Annotated in this window: 21 protein-coding genes; 2 read left to right on the plus strand and 19 right to left on the minus strand. The window is 56.4% G+C overall.

The window, feature by feature from the left end; all coding sequences use genetic code 11:
* Positions 1-158: 158 nt before the first annotated feature.
* Positions 159-1,133, plus strand: a complete 975-nt coding sequence (locus tag MON38_RS15015) for an HNH endonuclease (RefSeq protein ID WP_241936998.1) — start codon at positions 159-161, stop codon at positions 1,131-1,133.
* Here MON38_RS15015 and MON38_RS15020 read toward each other — a convergent pair whose 3' ends face one another.
* The 17 genes from MON38_RS15020 to MON38_RS15095 form a co-directional block, all read right to left on the minus strand.
* Positions 1,134-2,591, minus strand: a complete 1,458-nt coding sequence (locus MON38_RS15020; protein ID WP_241936999.1) for an McrC family protein — start codon at positions 2,589-2,591, stop codon at positions 1,134-1,136. It abuts the gene before it with no gap.
* 5 nt (positions 2,592-2,596) lie between these two features.
* Entirely contained in the window at positions 2,597-4,396 is a 1,800-nt protein-coding gene (locus MON38_RS15025) for an McrB family protein (protein ID WP_241937000.1), read from the minus strand.
* 67 nt (positions 4,397-4,463) lie between these two features.
* Positions 4,464-5,441, minus strand: coding sequence for a hypothetical protein (locus tag MON38_RS15030; RefSeq protein ID WP_241937001.1), 978 nt, complete (start codon positions 5,439-5,441; stop codon positions 4,464-4,466).
* Positions 5,442-5,462: 21 nt separating this feature from the next.
* Positions 5,463-6,725, minus strand: a complete 1,263-nt coding sequence (locus MON38_RS15035) for an AAA family ATPase (protein WP_241937002.1) — start codon at positions 6,723-6,725, stop codon at positions 5,463-5,465.
* On the minus strand, positions 6,722-8,116 hold the full coding sequence (locus MON38_RS15040; RefSeq protein ID WP_241937003.1) for a DUF262 domain-containing protein: 1,395 nt from the start codon (positions 8,114-8,116) through the stop codon (positions 6,722-6,724). Before MON38_RS15040 ends, MON38_RS15035 begins: the two co-directional genes overlap by 4 nt.
* A 67-nt stretch (positions 8,117-8,183) precedes the next feature.
* Positions 8,184-8,354: an EVE domain-containing protein gene (locus MON38_RS15045; protein ID WP_338423777.1), complete on the minus strand. Its 171-nt coding sequence runs from the start codon at positions 8,352-8,354 to the stop codon at positions 8,184-8,186.
* Positions 8,355-8,451: 97 nt separating this feature from the next.
* Entirely contained in the window at positions 8,452-9,018 is a 567-nt protein-coding gene (locus tag MON38_RS15050) for a hypothetical protein (protein WP_241937005.1), read from the minus strand.
* Positions 9,019-9,107: 89 nt separating this feature from the next.
* Positions 9,108-12,197 (minus strand): HsdM family class I SAM-dependent methyltransferase, encoded by a 3,090-nt coding sequence (locus MON38_RS15055; RefSeq protein ID WP_241937006.1) that lies wholly within the window; start codon positions 12,195-12,197, stop codon positions 9,108-9,110.
* Entirely contained in the window at positions 12,194-12,967 is a 774-nt protein-coding gene (locus MON38_RS15060) for an XRE family transcriptional regulator (protein ID WP_241937007.1), read from the minus strand. The genes MON38_RS15055 and MON38_RS15060 overlap by 4 nt, the downstream gene beginning before the upstream one ends.
* 475 nt (positions 12,968-13,442) lie before the next feature.
* On the minus strand, positions 13,443-13,556 hold the full coding sequence (locus MON38_RS22975; protein WP_422388746.1) for a DnaB-like helicase C-terminal domain-containing protein: 114 nt from the start codon (positions 13,554-13,556) through the stop codon (positions 13,443-13,445).
* 5 nt (positions 13,557-13,561) lie between these two features.
* Positions 13,562-14,212, minus strand: a complete 651-nt coding sequence (locus MON38_RS15065; protein ID WP_241937008.1) for a hypothetical protein — start codon at positions 14,210-14,212, stop codon at positions 13,562-13,564.
* A 118-nt stretch (positions 14,213-14,330) separates the two neighbouring features.
* Positions 14,331-15,749 carry a replicative DNA helicase gene (dnaB, locus tag MON38_RS15070; RefSeq protein WP_277881519.1) on the minus strand — a complete coding sequence of 473 codons (1,419 nt, stop codon included), beginning with the start codon at positions 15,747-15,749 and terminating at the stop codon, positions 14,331-14,333.
* Positions 15,750-15,761: 12 nt separating this feature from the next.
* Positions 15,762-16,577, minus strand: a complete 816-nt coding sequence (locus tag MON38_RS15075; protein ID WP_241937009.1) for a hypothetical protein — start codon at positions 16,575-16,577, stop codon at positions 15,762-15,764.
* The gene (locus MON38_RS15080; protein WP_241937010.1) at positions 16,574-17,161 is read right to left on the minus strand and encodes a hypothetical protein; all 588 of its coding nucleotides are present in this window, start codon (positions 17,159-17,161) and stop codon (positions 16,574-16,576) included. Before MON38_RS15080 ends, MON38_RS15075 begins: the two co-directional genes overlap by 4 nt.
* Before the next feature lie 116 nt (positions 17,162-17,277).
* Entirely contained in the window at positions 17,278-17,664 is a 387-nt protein-coding gene (locus MON38_RS15085; RefSeq protein WP_241937011.1) for a hypothetical protein, read from the minus strand.
* A complete protein-coding gene (locus tag MON38_RS15090) occupies positions 17,661-18,041 on the minus strand; it encodes a hypothetical protein (protein WP_241937012.1) in 381 nt (126 codons plus the stop codon). The genes MON38_RS15085 and MON38_RS15090 overlap by 4 nt, the downstream gene beginning before the upstream one ends.
* A gap of 29 nt (positions 18,042-18,070) precedes the next feature.
* A complete protein-coding gene (locus MON38_RS15095) occupies positions 18,071-18,295 on the minus strand; it encodes a helix-turn-helix domain-containing protein (RefSeq protein ID WP_241937013.1) in 225 nt (74 codons plus the stop codon).
* Positions 18,296-18,368: 73 nt separating this feature from the next.
* Between MON38_RS15095 and MON38_RS15100 the strand changes: the two genes are divergently transcribed.
* On the plus strand, positions 18,369-19,118 hold the full coding sequence (locus tag MON38_RS15100) for an XRE family transcriptional regulator (RefSeq protein ID WP_241937014.1): 750 nt from the start codon (positions 18,369-18,371) through the stop codon (positions 19,116-19,118).
* A 300-nt stretch (positions 19,119-19,418) separates the two neighbouring features.
* Here the strand turns inward: MON38_RS15100 and MON38_RS15105 are convergent, their stop codons facing one another.
* Both MON38_RS15105 and MON38_RS15110 read right to left on the minus strand, forming a co-directional pair.
* Positions 19,419-19,943, minus strand: a complete 525-nt coding sequence (locus MON38_RS15105; protein ID WP_241937015.1) for a DsrE family protein — start codon at positions 19,941-19,943, stop codon at positions 19,419-19,421.
* Positions 19,944-19,979: 36 nt separating this feature from the next.
* The gene (locus tag MON38_RS15110; protein ID WP_241937016.1) at positions 19,980-21,029 is read right to left on the minus strand and encodes a c-type cytochrome; all 1,050 of its coding nucleotides are present in this window, start codon (positions 21,027-21,029) and stop codon (positions 19,980-19,982) included.
* Between the last annotated feature and the right edge of the window lie 125 nt (positions 21,030-21,154).

Genomic DNA, 21,154 nt, shown 5'->3' on the forward strand with positions numbered 1-21,154 from the left:
AATGGTGGATTGAGAGGAGGACCTGCAAATTCGTGCAAGCGGCACTTGCACAAGTAGGCACGCCCTCAATAAATGTGACGTTCCCGGACTACTCTACCAAAGGTGGTAGTATTGTGCGGCCATAGTTATCTGTCATCATCCTTGCCGCCATTACCGCTTTGAGCACATTAACCTACTACCTGGCTCGGCTTACCAAGCTCAAAGTAGATGCCCGCACGGTGGCAGGGGTACGGCTGGAGTCGCCTTACAAGCCGGCACTGCTGCTGGCCGTGCTGGAAGGCATCGAGGAACAAGCTATTCGAGATAACCGCATTGCCATTACACCAGAATTGATTGCGGGCTTCAAGGCGTACTGCCAGTTGCTGAGCCCGGGACCGGAGTACGGTGGGTGTCCGTTCCAGCTGCCGTTTTTCCATTTGCGGAGCAGTGGGTCTTGGCATCTGCACGCCCGGCCAGGACGAGAGCTTGTGCTAACGGCGTCGAAGTCGGTGCGCAGCTTTGGGCATCTGCGGGACGTAATTGACTTTGCTTCGTTGGATGCGGCGCTGTGGGAACTGCTGTTACAACCAGTGGCCCGCGAAGAAATCAGGCAGGCGTTGCTGGCCCGCTACTTTCCGCTGACTCGGCACTACTTCCGGCCGCGGGCGGGCCTGGAGCGGCTGGATGAAATGGGGCGTCAGATGCTGGAGGAGCCGGCGGCAGTGTACAACCGCGCGGTAGAAGTAGCCGATGAAACGACCCTGGCGGAACGCAGTGGGGTATTTGTTCGGGAAGTGCTGCGTGCTTACCAGTCGACGTGTGCGGTGTCGGGGCTGCAGCTGGTGAGCACCACAGGGGCGGCGCCGCTGCTGGATGCCTGCCACATTGTGCCGTGGTCGGTGAGTCGAGATGACACGATTGGGAACGGGCTGGCGCTATGCCCAAACCTGCACCGAGCCTTTGACCGGCACCTGTTCTGGATTGATGAAGACTACCGGGTACGCGTGGCCGAGGGCTTCGGAGAACTGGGCGGGCACGAGTATGGCGTGCAGCGGTTCAATGGGCAACCGCTGCGGCTGCCGAAGATGCGAGCGTGGTGGCCCAAGGCGGAGAACCTGGCGGCTCAACGTGGCTCACACCATATATTGACGTGACTAGTGAGCTGATAGAACCGTGTTTAATCGACTCATAAGAATCGATTCCTGGGTGTGGATGGCCTTGCTAATACTGGTTGTGGTAATAGCATTATACACAAAAGCCTCTGGAGCTGTGACAGGTAACCGGTGCGCTGACACTGATATTGAGGAGCTAACACCACTTAGTTTGTCTTCCACCAGATAGTCAAGACGGTTAAAAGGTATGTCGGCGGCTGGGTGACGTAGGGAATCGGGATAAAATAAATGAGTGTAGGGAGTGCCGCGCCGGAGGGCGTAGCTCACCAACTGGTACATGTCCGCCTGAGCCACACTGCCGGGGGTAATACTACCACTGGCGGTAACAGGCAGTGTTTTGTATTTGGTATCGATGACAAGCGGCTTGGTCTTTTCTTGCGCGGGCAGGCGACTCAGCAGTAAATCGTGGCGAAGCTGGAAATACCTGGTTTTCTTACCTTGGTGCGGAGTAGCAGTGGCTAGGTAAAGGTCGCGAGTCTGGGCGCTTACGTGGAATGCAGCAGCAAGATGAGTGCGAATGAAGCCTTCGATAAATTCTTCGAAGATGACTTCAGTAGGCAGCAGGATGGCGAAGACCCGTACTTCTTCGGTGTGGGCAGCCAGGGGGCCGCTATCAGCAAGGAAGAGACGGCAGTAGTCGAGCACTACGCGGAAGTCGTCGAACAGCGGGGAAAGCTGGACCTGGTCGCAGTCGTTGAGGACAGCTAGCTGGTCGGCTACTTCGTCGAGCTGGAAATGGATTTCCTGAAGTAGCTGCTGAGTATGGGTTTGCTTGGTGTGGTTGAGTAGCTGGTAAGCGACGTACTTGAGAATGCGATTGAAACGGTTGTCAGGCTGGAAGGAATCGAAGGTGCAAGGCAATCGGTGGCCCTGGCCTGTAGCATAATAAGTGGCATAGGTGCCGAAATTGAGGTGGCCGCGCAGGGTGCCGAGGTCTTCGCTAACTTCCTGGTAGTGCTGATAATGCGTGCGACTTAGCAGCTCGTGGGTATACTGCGCAAAGAGTAGGATTAGAACCTCCAGCAGATTAGTGGGTAGCGCCGAGAAGGTGGCCAGCGAGCGGGGGAAGCGCAACTTGTGGGCATAACTCAACCACCAGAACAGATGCGCGTGCATGGCCTGCAAGCGCGGGTCATCATCGGGGATGGTGTCGGGTAACTCCTCTCCGGGGTAGAACACCTTGGGCAATAGATGCAGCATATGCCCTTCGAAATGAATCTGACCCACGTAGTTGCGGGCACTCACGGTACCGTCTTCGGCATGGAAGCGCAGGAAGCGCTGGACGGTAGAGCTGTCATCATCGGGGGCACGCCAGAAGGATGGGGTGCGCGGCCTATTATCCCACAGCTGTTGCAAGTGTTGATTGAGAGCACCTACGTCGATACCTAGCTCAAGCAACTTTATACGGGTACGGTGCTCGTAGAGGTAGTGATGTTGCATGGGCGTTACGCAACTGGGCTATAACGCAACAGGCCAGTAGCGGAGTCTTCCATGACTTCTACACCGGTGTCTTTGAAAACAGCTTGTACTTTCTTAGCATCATTCAAGAAGTACTCATAAAGCAACGGAATCACCTTTTTATTGAGAATATCAGCTAATGGCTCTGTTGGCTTGTTAGGTCGGTCCATGAAATAGGCATGGCCAATTTGGAAGTCACGCGACTTTTGCTCACTGATATTCAGGTTGAGCTGCTTAAACACCGTAGCATGCTGAAAGGGCGTGCCATCGGCCTGGGCATAAATCGGATAAAGTGCATGAAAATCGAAGCGTCTGCGCAGGGCAATGTCAAGTAGGGCAATACTCTTATCGGCGGTATTCATGGTGCCGATAATGTAGAGGTTTGCGGGCACATTGAACTTGGCCTCACCAGAGGGCAGCGTGACGGACAGGGGGTTATCGCCGCCGAGTCGCTTGTCTTTTTCGAGGAGGGTAATTAACTCGCCGAAGACTTTGGAGATGTTTGCACGATTGATTTCATCGATGATGAGGACGTAGTTGCGCGGGGCTTCTGAGACCTGGGGCGCGGCGGGAGCCGCTTCACCGATTTTGCGCCGGTCGGAGTGTAATAATAGGTCCGTCTGCGGGTGGGCGGGTCCAGAATTTGTGCTTAACTCCTGGGCCAACGCCCAGAGGCGCTGTACAATGTACAGGTAGTAAATCTGGGTGCCAGTGGGTTTTTCCAGCGTAGTAGTTCCCTCGTACAGGTTTTGCAGGAATGTGTTCTGCACATTGATTGACTGACCTTCTTGGCCCCGGCGAAACGTAATAAAGCCATTACCGATATCCGTGATGGGAAAAGACGAGCCAGGGTCTTTCATCTTGATTTGAAGCGCTGGCAGCTGCTGCTCAATTAGGGGTTCGAGCAGGTAGTTAAATACGTCGGCAAATGGAACCGTTGCGGGAGTCTCTGGGTCGGGATGCTCGCGCTGATATTCTTCGCGGGCCCGGCGGGCAATTTCGTAGAAGATGCCGTTGCGAGGCTTGAATACTAACTGGTCGTTGGCGTTTACTTCGGGCTTGATACCCTGCACAAAATCTTCATAGGAGAAACTTTGGTGGAAGGTGACAAATTCGATGCGCTTGCCCTGCTCTTCCTGAAAAAGCTGCTGCGCCACGGTATACGAGGCTGGCTTCTCAGTCGTCAGTAGCTCGTAGGCTAACTCCAGGGTATGGTGGGTTTTGCCGGTGCCGGGTGGGCCGTAGAGGATAATATTGGGGTTGGGGAATTTAGCGGCAAATGCCGCAGCCTTACGAGCCTGCTCGGCTGGGGTAGTTGACATGATTGTGATATCAAAAAAGGGCTCGAATAGCACACGGTTGGCCGTGCGCAAGTCATGGATGCGGGTGATGGTGCGGTAGCCGCTAGGAGCCCACCAACTCTTCTCATCTTTAAGGGTCCAGATATCTTCACGGACAGGCCTAGCTACTAACTCGGCCGGCCGGTACCCCCACTCATCTCCGTTGTCAATCAAGTCGCCCAACTCATCAGGTAAATAACTCCATGGTCCTATAATTCGGTAGATACCCAGCAATTTGGTAGAAGCAGCGCAGGCATAGATATAGTCACCGATTTGCACGCCGGACATCAATAATTCACCTTGTCCACCAGCACAGTATTCGTTTATCGAAAGCCAACTGCGTTTCTCTAGCTCTTGCAAAAGCTTGCGTCCTCCTGGGGAACGGGAAAACGTGCCCATGGAAAGTTTGTAAAGAGGACGGCCCTGGAGATTGAGCGGCTTAGGCATGGAGGAGCGTGGTAAGAATTATACTATTGGTAACCGTTGAAATAGGAAGAGGAGCTTAGTTTATGTATTAGGTCACACCGTCTTTAGAACCGATGTAGCCGATATAACACGTCAATGTGGTTGAATCAGGCACAAAGAATAAACGTCCTGCTCCTCTCTGCCCTAAAGGGTAACGCATGTGCCAATCCATTAGAACATCAGTCCTATCTGGTAGGGTAAGGGTAAGACTTATCAATTCTTTCTGGCGTCGAGGGGACTCAGGCGTTGTATGGAACCCTAAGAAAGAATAGTCAGCAGGAGCTCCGTCCCAGTGCTTGAAATAGCGTTGCAGTGTTATGAGCCTCTCAGCAATTGGTTGAACCATTGCGCCGGGCAAGGTTCGCAAACCGTATTCTGCGACCGAGGTAAGGCGTAACACAGAAAACCAATTTTCCCAATTATCTAATAAGTCCTGTCCTGAGCGGCAGGATTGTGCTATTTGTTTCTCCGCAGCAGAAAGAAGATTGTCAAAATAGAGCTGATGAGTAGCGTTTAATCCAGAAGCAGGAATGTGCCAAGCGCTAATCGTTTCCTCATCAATATCTCCTCCATCTTCGTCTATGACTAAGCGAACTAAATCGTACTGATAATCAGTCCATTCTTGATTTGCATCTAGACTCCAGGTCAGACAGTTATTTTCAATAGCGTACGCAAAGCCTACACATTCCGAATCTTGGCAATGAGATGGGACAGGTGACCCAAAACGATATTCAGGATAACTCTCTCGAATAAACCATCCTGCTTTTGTCGCCGACAAGGCTAATGCTCGTCGCTCGATTGGCATATTCTTTACCCATTGGCTAAAAACATGGCCATCAGCAGCAACTACCAAGTTGCTGAAAGAAGTTGCTGTTTTAAAAGGAGGTCGGAATTGAGGAGTAGTACGATGTTGCCTCACAATACTCTCGACGATTTCAAGCCATTGGTCAAGAAGCTTATTTGCATCTTCTGCAGTAGCTGGCAGATAGTGCTCTTTTACTGAGAGTTCGTTTAATATAATGTCCACGAGTGAGCAAGCGTAAAGGGCTTATAACAAATCGATAAGGTTCTTATCCCATTCATCAAAGAATCCCTCGGGCCAGTCATCAATACGCCCATCCTGGTCAATTTGGGGTTGCCGGATAATAGAATGGTGGCCACCCTGCGCCAGTGGGGCACGCTCAAAGAAGTACAGACCCACACTGGCGGGGTCAAGCTTATATTTCTTTACAGCTATTCGGATGCCGTTGAGCACGTGGTCTGAGTGCGTTTCGACCAGCAGCTGTACATCGTTTTGAGCAGCCAGAGCTAACAACTCGCCCAATCGCGATTGACCACGTGGATGAATGTGTGATTCTGGATTCTCAATTAATAACAGTGTGCCAGGCTTAGCTGATAGAATTGCGGTGAGTACCGGCAGAATATATGAAAGGCCAAAACCGACATTTGTGGGCCGAAAGGCGCGCGTAGCACCCAGCGTAGTCGGAAATTTGTACCCAACACGGGCCAGCCCGAAATCAGGATGAGCGGTGGCATCGATTCGCAGGCCAGGACTGATTTCGCCAAGCCAGGCACTGATTTGATTTCGCAGGCTGGTTTTATCGCTCTTATCTTCTAAGTCTAATTCCTCGGTCGTGGTACCTGGAAAAAGCAGGTTCTCGGATTTTACTGGCTCGTCGCCAAAGGCGGCCAGAAAATGGGCTGTATACTCACCGTGCTTGCCCAAATGACGATGTTGAATTACTTCCGAAGCAGAAGTCGGATATGCAGTCTGTGGGGCGGCTCGCTCGGCATTCAAATACTGAAATAGCGGCCCATTAAATGGAAGTCGACTAGATGAATTGAGTAAGAGCCGGCGCTGTTTCTCAGGAGGTAAGGTGGTGAATTCCTCAGAAGAGTAGTTTGAATAATCAACCTCACTAAAATTAAGTGGGTCGAGAACTTCACTTACTTTTTTATCAGGATGATAGCCGATAAGCTGAAGTATATCTGCTTCTTTACTACGTGCATCGAATTGCCAGAAATACATTCTTTTACTTTTATCAACTCTCACTTCGATTGAGATATTATCCTCCTCTGCTCCTACATTGAGCGCATCCTGAGCAGTGCCAACTTCCACCAAGTCCCCGTTCAGCATCAGGCCCTGGCTAACGATGGTTTGCTGCTGATACGACTGGCGCAGTAGCAGAATAGCCTGCATAAGCGTGGACTTGCCCATGCCGTTAAGGCCTGTGAATAGGCTGAGCGGGCGCAAGTCTACGTCGGCTTCCTGAAGCGCTTTGAAATTGCGAATTTTAAGATGCGTTATCACAGGGTATCAATGAAAGGAGGTAGTTGCTGAGAGGTAGTCGGAGCCATCACAAAGTCAGGCACGAAAGCATCCACGTCAGTGGCGCGCAACTCTGCCACTATCAGGTGCTCAACGGCGCTGAAGCGCTCTATAACGCGGCGCCGGTCGCCGGTGGCGGCGGAAATGGCCCGTAGGAACTGGTCGCTTTTGATGAGGCGCACTAGGGCTTTAAGTACCTCGCGCTTCCGGTCGATGAGAGCTTTGCCCTGCGCGGGGGTGAGGCGGCTGAGGCAGACACTCCACACCTCGAATAAAGCCTTGTTGATGGGGTTGACGCCTTTGGGCGTGAGGGTAGTGAGCTTGCGGAAGGCCTGGCGACCGAAGATATCGTGCGCCAGGAGCATGGCATGCTCGAAATCTGCTTTGAGGCTGGCTCGTTCGACGGGGGCTAGCGTGGCCAGGGTGGCCATCTGGGCGTTGAGGTAGGTGTCGAGCTCGGGAACGTACTTTTCGTAGGGCCGCAGGTAGAAGGCGATGAAGCGCATGACGAAGTCGCGGTCGTCCATGCGACGGGGGCTGATGGAACCACCTGTAGCGGTGAGAAAGGCGGGTGACTCAGCCAGCTCGGCCACGAAATCGGCCGGGACACCTTGGTTGAGCGCGTGACGAATTTCCTGAGAGGTGAGGGTGAGGCCGCCAGTGTTGATGCGCTTGAAAAGGTTGAATTTAACACGCTCAGGCGTGCCGGCCTGAATGATGTACTGGGTTATCTGAGTCTCCTCAATGGTGCGCTGCAAGGGGCGCGGCAAGTCGTCGTAGCCCATGTTCTCGAACTGCTTAAGGTACTCTAGTCCGCGTAGCTTGAGGTCTTTGTCGATGACGAAGCGGCGGAGCGAGCTGAGGCGCTGCAGGCCGTCGACAACGAGCCACTTCTCGGGGTTGGAACCGTCGAAGTAGAAGGCGGGGAGCGGGAAGCGGATGAGAATGGACTCGATGAGGCGGCTCTGCTCCCGGTCTTTCCAGAGGTCGGCTTGGCGCTGGAAAGGCGTTTGCAGGTTGATTTCGCCGTGCTTGAGGCGCTTGAGGATGGTATCGATACTGCCCTGGCGGGTCTGGATGTCAATCTTGGCCGGGTCGAAGGGCTGGGTAATGGCAGCCGGGTCGGTGGAGTCGGTCGGGGAGTCCGACTCGATGGTTTCCTGCTCGACCCCGGCCTGAGTGGTATCGGTGGCAGTGGCTTCGTCGCCGCGGCTGGCGGGTACGGGGTCGGGTAAGGGGGCCAGTTCGGCGAGGCCGTCGGCAATCAATTGATTGGCCTCGTTGGCTGATAGGGTGGGCTCATCGCCTGGCAAGAGCACTGGGACGTGTGTGGGAACGGAATGCAGAATGCGGACGCGAAGCAAGACACTCATGAGGATAATAATAAAGCTTACTGTGCCTTCTGCTCGCTAAATATTGTTGGAGCCGGTTAGCAGAGAATCAGGAATTGGCGATGGGTTGCTCGCTCAGAGCCAGCAAGGCAAGGTACTCGGTTTCGGTGAGGGGCATGACGGCCAAGCGAGGCTGGCGCAGCAGGCCTAGGCCTACCAGGGCGGGAACTGTGCGCAACTCGGCCAGAGGGAGCGGGCGTGGTAGGGCGGCCACGGGCACGAAGGTGACCGAGAGCTAGCGGGCATCAGCGGTAGTGGGGTCAGGGTGAAGCAGCTGATGACGATGAGGGTGGGTGTGAAAAACGGCATGGTCGCTTTCAGGCCAACTGCAGTAGCAGGTGGTCGAGTTGCATCATCCCGTGAGCCAATTGATTAGTTGACTGATAGTGCGTCGCCATCACTGCGTTGGGAGTATTGTCAATAGCTCCAACCCTGGGTCCCGCCCCCCGAAGCACTAATAAGCGGTTGATGCCCGATACGATGGATGCGACTTGGCCATTAACAACGTAGCCTACGAGGCAGCCCTGGGGGTAGCGCTCGGTCAGGAAGTTCTCGATGCCGGTATCGATGTAACGCCCTCGCTGTTCAGAAGCCCTCACCAGCGCTCCGTCAGGCTTTTGCCAATCAAACTCAGAAAGGTTTTTAGCTTCGGCGTAATAGTGCGTTTCGCGTGTACCATGCCAAGTAGAGAACTTAAAATCAACTTTAGGTGCGCTCAAAAAATCAGCTCCTTCATAGGTAATCTCCTCGTTAATAATCAGGGCCTGTGGGTTGACTGAAATTTGGCTGTTGTGCAGTACACGCGTGAGTTCGATAGAATCTATCAAGCAGCTGGTCAGGTTGTCTTCTTTCCAATACAGCTGGTATCGTTTGTCAGCAAGCATCTTAGTATAGCCCACGCATATTGCCTCCAAGCACTGCTGGATGAAACGGGCTCGAAAGCGGGCGAAAAGGGCGGAACTGATTCCCTGGCTCATGCCATTTCAGCCAGAATCTCGGCAATCACCTCGTCGGCATCGTTAAGCGCACTAGCTGGTGACCAAAAGCGCTTTTCGTTCGGCTTTACCAAATACACCGTGTCAGCCACGTAGTACTTGATGAAACGGCGGTAGTAAATGCTTTCGGCCTTTTCGTGGTACGTGTGGGCTTCAATGCGGCGTAGCAACTCACCCAAGTCCCCTGCTGGCAGCTCGGTAACGGGGTCAGTAGCTGGGCGGCCGTCCAAATACAGCGCCACTACTTGCAGCGGCGTTTTGGGAGCCAACGTGAAGTAAGCAGCGCTGGCTTGCAGGTCTTCAGCTTGTAGGAATTGGTTGATGGTTTGGCAAAGCAGGGCGGCGTACTCGCGGCGCTCGGCCTCCACGGAAGGAGCGAAGGCATCGGACTTGCTGCGGTCTCGGAAAGCACCCAGTCGGTATTTTAGTACACTGTCGATGAGCAGACGGTCAGTAGCTGACAAGTTCAAGCCGTCACGGAGCAGCGTTTCAATGGCTTGCTCGGCCCGTTTCAATTCAATCGTGGGCTTTAGGAGATGCTTACTTAAAGCAATTATCTCATCAACTAAGGCAACAATATGCTCCTTGGTAGCAGTTGGCAGGTCAAAGCAAAGACTCGGTATATTAAGCATCTCACCGGGTGATACCCGTTCGCGTTCCACGCCCCAATCCGAAGCGGTCAGGAACATTAAGTAGGCCGCAAGTGAGGAATTGAGGTAAGCCGTGAGTAGCTTCAACTCATCATCTTTACCGGGGGCAGAAATGCCGTAAATGGTGCGACGGAAAGAACAGTCATAGTCTAAGTAAGAGGCACAGAAATTTTTATCGGACTGTCCTTCTTTTACTAAAAGATGAGGAGAACGATAAAGCGCTGGCTTGGTTATAGGCCACAAGACCTTTGTAATCGGTAAGCCTGTTGCCCTGTCACGAGCATTATCAGCAGTGTAAGCTTTAGGAGTATAATAACGGTCTAATCCTTGGGCATCAATAAAAGGCATTGAGGCTAGTATGTCGCTCGGGTACTTGTTCTTAGCTTTCGTTTTAGAGGTTTCAAAACCCACAGCTTTTACATACCCTTCGCTGGTTAAGTAAGTGTCCAATGAGGGTCTGCTTGTCAGTTGCTTAATCAATCGAAAGTCGCGCTCAGTCCCCCACATAGCAATTTTCCAAATGTTAGTTGCGGGGTTCTGGCATTCGGTGCGAGGCAAGTGTTTTACATCAATTGGGTCAATTGCAATGCCATCGATAAGACGATTTTTAACCGTTGTGGTGGGTGTGTAATAGACTAATTGTGACGAAACAGCAGCTGGTTGCTGCTTGCGATACACTAAAACGCACACCGGTCGTTGAGCAGAGGCGAATAAGTTGCGTCCCCCTGTCTTCTTCGCCACGCGCCGTAACGCCGAAAAGTTATACACCTTCTCGACGTAGGTGTCATTGAACAGAAATCGACGGAAATTTTTGGAAGTGCTGTGGTTATTGAATAGAATCTTGCTGGTAGCAATAAGTGCAATCTGACCATCAGGGCACAGCACGGTGGCGCGGTGCAGGAAAGCCAGGACCATTTCACTCGCAAACTTCAATGGCTTCAGATATGCTTTGACATCTGCTGAGGGCTTGTTTGTGAATGGCGGGTTTCCCACCACTAGGTCGAAGGGTAGTTTCTCGAACGGCCCTGCTTCCAAGCTGCTCATCAGAAACAGGTTCCGGCCCTGCCGTTTGGTGTCAGTGTTGCCTGGGCGGTAAATCAGATAAGGAAAGTGAACCTCGTGCCACAGCGTTTTGGGGTTCAGCCGGTCTAGCATAGCGAGGTAGATGCTGAAAGCGGCCACTTTGATGGCTTCCGCTTTAATCTCAATCCCAAAGATGTTATCTAGCACCAACTGCTGTACGGTGTCAAAGGACAGGGTTTTTGACGGATGAGTGAACTCCCAGCGGTCAAGCAAACGGTTGAGGGCATCCACCAAAAAGATACCCGACCCACAAGTCGGGTCCAAGGTGCGGATGTCGTAGCGAGCATTGCCGCTTGAGGGGTAGGGCAACACCTCATTCAGCACAAACTCGGCTAGGGCATGCGGGGTGTAGAAAGCCCCTATTTCCTTCATATGCTCGGCCCCATCTTCCTGCCGCAGGAAATCTTCGTAGATTTCGCTAATGAGCTGAATAGGAATTACTTCAAAGTCGAAAATGCGCCAATCGGGAAACAAAACCTGCTGGGCGGTGGGCAATTCGGTATAGAAGCAGGCTCGCAGAGCAGTCAGATGCTCGGGGGTAACCATTTCCCGTTCATTGGGCGCTACCGGGCACAGATTACCATTGAAAACCGTTTCCAGCTTTTCAAACAGCGCGTAAGTAGCATTCTTATCAGTCAGGACTTTGAAGTACGAGTCTGCTGCGGGATGATACTGCCGATAAAACTCTGGGGTCGTGGCTTTACGGTCTTCCAGATACAAAATGAAAAGTGAGCGTAGCAACAGGTCGTGAATGATGGACACATCCAAGCCCGCCATGCGCAGGAGCTGACGAGTGGTTTTGAGGTTAGCGGCGAGCTGCTCATTGACGCGGGTTTTGGACTGTACCTGCTTGGCAAACTTCTCCTCTTCCCAAAATGCCCCCGACTCAATAGCAATCTTACCGAATACCTCGGACAGCTCTTTTAAGGCTGCCTGTGCTTCCACAGAAGCATGAAACAATTGTAATTCTTTTTCTGCTTGGGTGTCGGTGGGGCTTTTTGGCGTTTCGTAGCAGTTGTATACCCGCACTTCGGTAGGGCTCTCCACATAGAGAAACGGTACCTTGCCTTGGTTCCATACCTTGCGCTGGAGCCTAACCACCGCCTTTATCGTTTCGGGCAAAAAGTCGGTAACAGCTTTAAAGTAGATAGCGGGCTGTTCTCCTGAAAAGTAGATTTTATCAACGCCGTCCGCGCCGGTCGCATCGGCGCTGAACCGGTCGGCCTGCTTGAGGTAGTGGCGTTGTAAGGCCGTTAGGTTGGCCCGGTCGTTGCGTCGGTCGATGAGGCCATCCTTGAAACCTAGTTGGTCAACAACGGAGAAGTAGGTGGTCATGACTTAGGAATTAAACGGTCTAATCGTTGCTCAATGCCTTGCAGACGCTCGTTGAGTAGCGGAAAACTGTCTTGGTACACGGTGGGAAATCCTACGAAAGCTGCCATCTCCCATGCCTCCAGCACTTCGGCCAAGTCCAAGCTGTACGGGGAAAAGGTGGGGTTATCAGATGTCAGAATGAGGCGGGCCGGGCGGGCGGCATCACGGGTGATGCGTTTGAATACGACTCCGGCATTTTTAGTCACGAGTATGTATCGGTTGCCATCCTGTAGGTTGCGGGCATATTCCACAAAGCGACCAATTAGAATGTATCCATCGTGGATGGGTGGCATCGAGTCACCCTGCACATCGAAGGCGCGGTAGGTACCCGGCCCTAACTTAGGCAAGCGAAAATGGGGCAGCCGCTCGATGAACTCCGCTTGGTTAAACTCACTGGCATAACCTGCTACAGCTGCTACTGGCACGTACTGAATATTTTCCTGTTGTTCTTCTCCTACCGTGATGGCCAACACGCGCACATCTTTCTGCAACGCAGGTTGGGGCTCCGGTGACTGCCGGAAAAGTGGTGGTGCAGCTAGTTGGCCACGAACTAGCATTTCGGCACTCACCTGAAAAAAGTCCGCCAGCTTTAACAGGATGCTAGCCGATGGTTCCGATTTTCCATTTTCATAGTAGGCGTAAGTAGACCTTTTCAGCCCTAGCGCACTAGCGGCTGCTTCTTGTGTGAGCTTACGCTCTTTACGCAACGAAGTCAAGTTCTTAGCGAACATTTGTCAGGAATTGCCACAAATGTCGGGAATTTTGGAGAAACTTCTCGTATGTACGGTTTCGGGCCAAAAATGGCTCAGAAACAATCATAAAGCCTTTTTATCTGACAAATGGCTTAATTGGCGGCCTTCAGACGGCTGCTGAAGTTGCGCGAAGCCGTGGGCTATTAATGCAAAGCCGCCCCCGGCTTTTAACTCATCGAGAAACTGCCTTTGCTCGGCGTAGCTGGTCGCGGGATTTGATGACGCCGGGCGGCTACGGGAATGGCAGCGGGTTAGAAAGTGGGGTGCTCGAAGGTTGAGGTGGGAAGTGCGTGGACTGGGCCGGCAGCGAGGTCCTGAAAGCTGCCACGGTGCATAGAGCAAGCTACAATTACCTCATTGGTGGCGCTATTACGGTGCTTGGCTACGTCGAAAAGGATGGTATCAGCGGTGGGGTGCCGTCCTCATAATTGGTGATAGTATAGTATTCACCGCGCTAGAGGAAGACTATGCAGTCGGCGTCCTGCTCCAGGCTGCCAGATTTGTGTAGGTCGGAGAGCATTAGATGATGCTCGCAATGTCTCTCACCCCGAGAAATTTGGGGCTCCAAGGACCTTATGGAACTACGTCGAAAATATTAGCTGACTTTTGGTTAGCCTCAAACACGGCGCGGGCGAAGCCGGCGGGCGTGGCAGAGCGCAGATTGGCGCGGTTCTTTGAGTCGGGCAGGTTGTGCATTTTGGAGCCGAGGATAGGGACTACGGCCTTGTGCTCAGGTAGCTGGAATCCGCCGCCGGTCCACAGGCAGGTGCGTTTGGTGTAAGCTTCGCTGAGCTGGCGCTCCGCGGGCAGGTAGCCAGCATAGTCGCAGGGGTCGAAACGGAAGTCTGGGGGGCGCCAATAGGTACTGACGGTGCTCACCGGGTTCTCGATAAAGTAGGGACACTGGCACCAGGCGGCGAGGCGGGCAGACCATTCGAACAGCTGCAGGGCCTTGATGACGCTGCCGAGGCCCTTGCGGCGGAAGTGGGCGCGTCCGGAAATAGCGGTGTCGGTGCATGGCGGGAAGAAGGCGGCGAAGGCTACGGGGCCGTAGGGCGGCAGCCACTCGTGCACGTCGATGCCAACGCGAATGATGTTGCCCTCGCGGGTTTCGCCGGGCGGGTGCTGCAGGTCGACGCAGTAGCAGAGGTAGCCGGCATCGGCCCATGGCTGTACCAGGGTGGTGGTGAGGTCGAAGCAGCTGATGACGATGGGGGTAGGCATGAAGGATGGCGGAAATGGTATCGGAATTGATTTCTTGAAACGTGCGCCAAAACATTGGTTTAGCGTGCATTGGATTTCGGAATGGGTTTCGGAATTTGGGCCGCTTCCACTAGGGTATTCAGAAGCTGACGGGTGTTGCTGTCAGGTCCTGAAAAGTGCCGCGGCGGAGGTTGCAGGCAGCTATTACCTCGTCGGTGGCGCCGTTGCGGTGTTTGGCCATGTCGAACAGGATGGTATCGGCGGTAGCGGTGCCATCTTCGTACTCGGCGATGTTGTAGTATTCGCCGCGCCAGAGGAAGACGATGCAGTCGGCGTCCTGCTCCAGGCTGCCGGACTCGCGCAGGTCGGAGAGCATGGGGCGTTTGTCGCCGCCGCGTTTTTCCACGTCGCGGGAGAGTTGGGAAAGGGCAATGACGGGGGCGTTGAGCTCCTTGGCCAGTTCCTTGAGGCCGCGGCTGATGCTACCCACCTCCTGCTCCCGGTTGCCTTTGGTGTCGCCACGCATGAGCTGGATGTAGTCGACCAGGACCAGGCTCAGCGGATACTGGGCGTGAAGGCGGGCGCACTTGGCGCGTAGCTGCTGGATGCTGAGGCCGGGCGTGTCGTCGAGGTGGAGGCGGTGGCCGTGGGTGCTCAGGCGCTGGGCTTGGTGGCGGATGTGGGCCACTTGCTCCAGGCCGCCGGGAAGGTTGCCGCGGCGCAGGTCGGAATTGCTGTAGCCGGGGACTTCGCTGGCCACCATGCGTTGCATGAGTTGCAGCGTAGGCATTTCGAGGCTGAAAATGGCGGTGTGGTGGCTATGGTCGAGAGCAGCGGTGCGGGCGAAGTGCAGCAGGGCGGCCGTTTTGCCCATCGCGGGGCGGGCGGCCAGGATAACCAGGTCGCCGGGCTGCCAGCCGCCGGTGAGGCCGTCGAGTTGGGTGAGGCCGGTGGGGACACCCGTGAGGCCGCGTTGCTGCACGGCCTGGGCAAGGCGGTCGAACGTGGGGCTGAAAGCGGCGGCGGCGGTTTGGCCGGGGCGGGTTTCGAGCGTTCGGTTGAGGCTGGTGAGGTGAGTTTGGGCGGTGGCCAGCAGTTCCAGCGGGTCGCGGGTGTCGTCGTAGCCGTGGGCGGCCAGCTCGGTGCCGGCGCGGATAACGACGCGGCGGGCGTGCTGCTCCTGCAGAATGCGGCAGTGAGTGTCGAAGTGCGCGGCCGAGTTGATGCGCATGGTCAGCTGGGCCACGAAGACGGGGCCACCGATGCGCTGCAGGGTGCCCCGGTGACGCAGCTGCTGCACCACGGTGAGTTGGTCGGCGTGGTCACCGCGGGTTACCAGGTCGCGGATAGCCAGGTAGACCTGCTGGTGGGCGGTGGAGTAGAATACTTCCTCCGTGGGCAGGGTGACGAGCAGGGCGCGCTGGGCGTCGGCTTCGAGGAGAGCGGCGCCGAGTACGGCGGCTTCGAGGTCCAGGGCCTGCGGGGGCAGCTGGCCGGTGGTGGGGGCGGAAATGCCGGGGCGGCGGGCGGAGTAGGGTTTGGGGCGGTCTTCGGGCATGGTGGGTTTGGGTTAGCTCCAGCGGGCAGGGTCGGTGGATTTGGGGGCGGTGCGGGCGCGGGCCGGGGCTGGCGGGCCGGTGCCGGTTCGGGTGGCGGCCGTGGCCTGGAATTGTGGGCGGCGGCGCATCCAGTTGCGGAAGGAGGCACGCCAGTCGACCATCAGGGTTTTGCCGCTGACGCGCCAGCCGTTGCTTTCGTAGTGGTCGTGGAAGGTGGCGGCCTCGGTCTGGGCGTCGGCGCTGGCGGGGTACTGCGCGGCGGCGTAGTCCTGGACTTCGGCCAGCGTGGGCGGCACGCTACCCTTGGGACGCTTGCCGGCCGGCTTTTCAACTTTCTTTTCGGCGGCGGGCGCGGGTGGGGCGGTGTCAGCCGCCTCTCTCTCTATTACCGAAGTTGTAATTGAAGATGAAAATGAAGGGGTTGGAATTTGCTTAACCCGGGTGGTTGCTTTTTGCTTGGGCTTTTGGTTAAGTAAATTGGGGTTACCGCCCTTTTTACCCGCTTCCGTGCGTACCCGGCGCAGGTTCTCATCTTTGACCATGCGGCGGCAAAACAGCGCGCCGTCGGACTCGCGGCGGCTGGCCACGCCGTAGGTTAGGAGGGTGGTTAGAATTTGGTTGGCCGTTTGGTTATCCAAACCGAGGCGGCGGGCAATGACAGCATCTGGCATGGGCTGGCCGTTGACGAGGAGCACGCCGCGTTCGTCGCTGTCGTGCATCATCAGCAGCAGCTCGAACCAAGCCCCGCGCTGCGCGAGGTCGAGGGCCTGGACGCCCTGGTCCTTGTGCCAGTCGCCGGGGTAGAATTGGATGGCCGGGAGTTTCATGCGCGCGGTGGCGTGGGCACCAGAAGGGCGTTGGTGGTGGCGGGCTGCTCGAATAAATCAAGCTGGCGGTAGTCGGTGCATTTGCCGCGCAGGGCGGCTTCGACTTCGGTGAGGGCTGTGGCCAGGGTGGTTTCCAGCAGGCCGGTGTAGGGGTAGCTGGCCTGCTCGTCGTCGAACGACTGGTAGGGCGTGGTCAGGTTGAGCACCCGACCGCCGGTTAGCTCGCGCTGGCCGATGAGCGTGACGCCGCTTTGACTGCGGCCCATCGAGAAGCCGGTGACGGTAAAGGGCTCGAACAGCGCGGGCAGCTCCTCGGACTCGTCGGGCCAGAAATCGGGCGTCTCGGTCAACTGCTCAGCCAATAGGCAGAGGTGCGGGACTAGACGGTTCAGGGCGTGGGTCAGGTCGGGGTGAACCTGCTCGGCGCATGTTAAAGCGAAGGCGCGGGGTGGGGCCTCCTGCGTGCGCTGCTCGGTGAATTCGCAGGTCAGGTGCTGGTCTTTGACTTTGACTTTCTGAATGGTGATGATGGAAGTAATGGCCTCCGGACTATCCGGGCCCACAATTGGGAGTAGCTGGGACATTGGGGAACGGGGAATTGAGCCGCCTGTACCGGCAGCGGGTGGGGCCACCGTTTCGGGTAGCGGATTAAGACAGGTGCAATGGGAAGCGGCGGCCGATGGCGCGAGGCTTGGGGGCGCTATTGAGCCGGTGGGCGGCGGCCCCGCGTGCGGGGGCCGGCCGGGGCTATCAGGGCCGCATCGGTGCGGTTGCGGCGCTGCCAGTCGTTAATCTGGGAAAGCAACACCCGGTCGCCACGGCTGGACTCGCCGGGCATGTAGTGCAGGCGGCGCGGGTGGTGGTCGGGCAGGCGCATATAGTCGCGCAATGTTTCGGGGTGCAGGTCGAGCAGGTCGGCGGCGCGGGGCACGGCGTAGGCCGGGTCGGGAGTAGGGGTGTCGGCCAGCTGGCGGCGGGCTTCGGCGGCGCAGGCCTTCTCCAGCGACTCGCGCACCCAGGCGTGGTTGTCGGGCATCCGCACGGTGATTTGCAGGCCGTCGGCGGTGGTAGTGGTTAGCTCGGTCATAGCTGCGGGGGCAGTTCAGGGAAGAAGCAGCCGCCCTTGTAGGGCATTGGGGCCACGCCGGATGCCTTGCGGTGGGTAATGATGAGCTGCAGCTGCGTAAGTGCCTGGGCGGCGGTGGCAGTGTCGAACTCGTAGCGCCACAGTTCCACCCACACGGCTTCGCGGTAGGTTAGATAGGGACTGTCGATAGTCTCGCCCAAATCGTAGCGTTGGGCATACGACGGGCGGGGGTAGCCGGAAGTGAAGTCGTTTTTGGGGCAAGCCCGGATGGCGGCTTCCAAGGCTGCGGTAGCTGCGCGGGGCTCTTCGAGCAGGTAAGGACCTGGCGGCAGGGGGCGGCGGGGATAGTGCTGGTCGGCTTTAATAAGGAGCATCATAATCAGGGGGCGCGTTAGCGTGAGTGGACTTAATGATTGAGAAGGTTGAGGTCGTGCTGCACGGCCTGGCTGCCGGTTTCCTTGATGAGGCGGATAGCCTCGGCCACGGCAGGGTGGGCCGGACGGGCCTTCTGCAAGGCCTTGGAAACAGCCGCGTGGGACAGTTTCAATGAGCGGGCGATGTCCGAAATGGCTCCGTGCGGAAGTAACATCCGCAGGTCTTTCGGCGTAGGCGTGGTTTCAGATTGTTGCATTTGGTCAAATATTTGTTACCTTTGAAAACGATATGACGCTCAAATGTAGGTAAAAGTTACCAAAAGTTGCAAAATGAAAACGCTTGAACGGAAAAAACTCAGCGAGACGACTCCGCTGCCGTCGCTGAAAATGAATGAGCGGCTGAAAGTGGTGCGCCAATCCCGCGACATGACGCAACAGGAGATGGCCGATTTGATAGGAACCTCGCGCCCCTCTATTGCGCAACTGGAAGCTGGCCGGCATCAGCCGAGCAATGAGGCGCTGGAAACCATCGTGGCCAAGCTGGGCATCAGCCGCAACTGGCTATGGTTTGGCAGCGGGCCGATGGAGGAGTTCAGCCCGTTGGGCGGCAACGTAAAAGTGTTGGCTGGCCTGGAAGAGGGCGACTACCTGGACATAGAGTTCATCGGCTGCAAAGTGCGCGGCAGCTTCCTAGACCTGATGGACGATGGCGGGGAAGTGAGCCAGTTCGAGAGTCCGGAAATCGTGCGCATCTACGACCCGACGCCGGAGATGCGCAAGCCGGGTACGAAGGGCTTTGAGATTGACGGCGACTCGATGGAACCGCAGCTGCGCTCAGGCATGAAGGTGGTTGGAGTGCGGGTGGCGCTGGCCGATGTAAAGTATGCCACTAGCGGGGTGTATGTGGTGGCCTTTGGCAACCAGCTTACCATTAAGCGGGTGAAGAGCAATGACATTCTGGAGCGGGGTATTCTGATGCTGCACGCCGATAATCCAAATGCCGGTAGCTTGCCGGTAGCCGCTGAAGATATCCGCTTCATGTGGCGCGTAGTGAGAATTTTTTACGCTGACGTGATTTAAATTTCGGGAGAGCACAAAACCGGGACACACGCTGATACCGGGACATAAACCGGGACAATTCGACGCCTAAAATGCCTTTAGGGAGTTATTTAAGGGGTATGGCGGTCTCAGGAGGGAGCGCTACAACGAAAGAAACCCGCCGATAACCGGCGGGTTTCTTTGTTTTCAGGCCATACGGGCCAAGAGTAGAAGAGGTAAGGATGGGCTGTGCTCACGCATTGCTTCAGCGTGGCATGAATGACAAGATAACCAGACAATAGCGCGGACTTTATGCCGGGCCAGGTAGGGAGAAGCGGGAAATTATGGATGCACAATGGCCCAGCCTTCGGCCTGGCGTAAAATCAACTCGCCGTTTCCGGTGGGCACGATGGAGATGTAGGGCAGCATGTCGTCTTTGGTCAGCTTAAACGCTTTCATCGAGTTGGCGCACTGTGCCAGCACCACGCCGGCTTGTTGCAGGGCCAGGACGTCGGCCTCGTAGGGCTGGTCTTTTTTGAATACGGTCGTGCCCCGGCTGAACACGACCAGTTCCAACTCCAGTTTGCCTTTTAGTCGCGGGTCTTCGAGGGCATTTTTCATGTTGTGCAGCGTCTGGTTGATAAGCTTGGGGTCGTCGCTGTCGAGCTGATACACGGCCCGGTAGTGGCTTTTGGTGGCCGGCGCGCCTTGGAAAGAGGCCGCTTTAGCGGCATACGCCGCGTTGGGCGGCGTGAGTGGCGTGGCAGCCGCAACCGGGGTAGGTGTAGCCGCTGGAGTGGTTTGGGCGGAAGCAGCGAGGGCAGTTCCGAGAAGCAGTGCGGTCAGGCAGGGGCGAAATAAAGTCATTGAAGAAGGGAGAAAAACAGAAAAAATAACCAAAAACTAGCGCGGCCTCAGTTGCGGGTGCGCATCCTCAATCGGCTGAAAAGGGCCGAACTTATGCTGCGTAGCCGGGAAATTGTCCGCATAGGGCCCAAACGGGTGGTCGACTGGCTTCTTGCTGATGTCGGGCCAGTCATGCGGGGTGGGCAGGTGCGGTCGCGGCTGCGAGTTCACGAAGGCCGCCACGTCCCAGGCCTGCGCATCGGTGAGCTGCGGATGGTCGAAGCTGGCGCCGAAAGGCATGGCAGCCTTCACGTAGCGGGCAAAGCTCGATACCCGAAACAGGCCCGCGCCGTCGTTGTAGCTGGCCGGGCCCCACAGCGGCGGGTACTGGTAGCCGCGCCCGTCGGCCAGCGCCTGGCCTTGTCCTTCGGGGCCGTGGCAGCTTTGGCATTTGGTAGCAAATACAGCTTGGCCAATTCGCGGGTCGGCGGCCCGGGCCAGATAAGGCAGCTTCACGAAGCCAGTGCCATACACCTTTTTCCCCTTCGGAATGCCCGTGCCCAGCCACCGGATGTAGGCCACAATGGCGCGCATCTCGCGGCTGCTGGCCGGCACGGCGCGCCCGTTCAGGCTGCGCTCCATGCAGTCGGCCACGCGTTTTTCAATGCCCTCCACCGTGCCCGAGCGGGCACGCAGCTTGGGGTAAGTGGCGGCTACTGCCAAGTAGTTGTTGGCGAAGCCCTGGGTGCCGGCCTGCAGGTGGCAGTTCTGACAATTCATGCCGTTGGTGTAGTGGCCCACGCGGCCCTGCGGGCCCAGGTAGGCGGCGGTGCGGGCCACCAACTCGCGCCCGTAGCGGATTTCGCGGCCCGCCGCCGTGCGCGGAATTGTGGCCGTGTCGGGGGCCGGAGTAGCGGGGCGGTGGTAGCTGCCGGGCGGCGGCGGCCCTTCGTGGGCTTCGTCGGCCGCCACCACCGGCGCCGGGGCCGGCGGGCCGTATAGTTGCACCAGTACCACCACGGCCCACAACGCCACGGCCACCGCCAGTAGCGCCAGCAGACGCATTAGTTGCGGCAGCTGCCGCACCCGTTCTTCCGGGGTTTTCATGGAATGAGGTGGTGGGGAGTATCAGTCGTTGAGAACGTCGTGCTGCGCTGGTCGAAGCATCTCGGCCGCAATACTAAGTATTTACTTCAGCAGTAGAGATGCTTCGACCAGCGCAGCACGACGGA

Origin of the sequence: Hymenobacter cyanobacteriorum (assembly GCF_022631375.1) — a bacterium.
GTDB lineage: Bacteria > Bacteroidota > Bacteroidia > Cytophagales > Hymenobacteraceae > Hymenobacter > Hymenobacter cyanobacteriorum.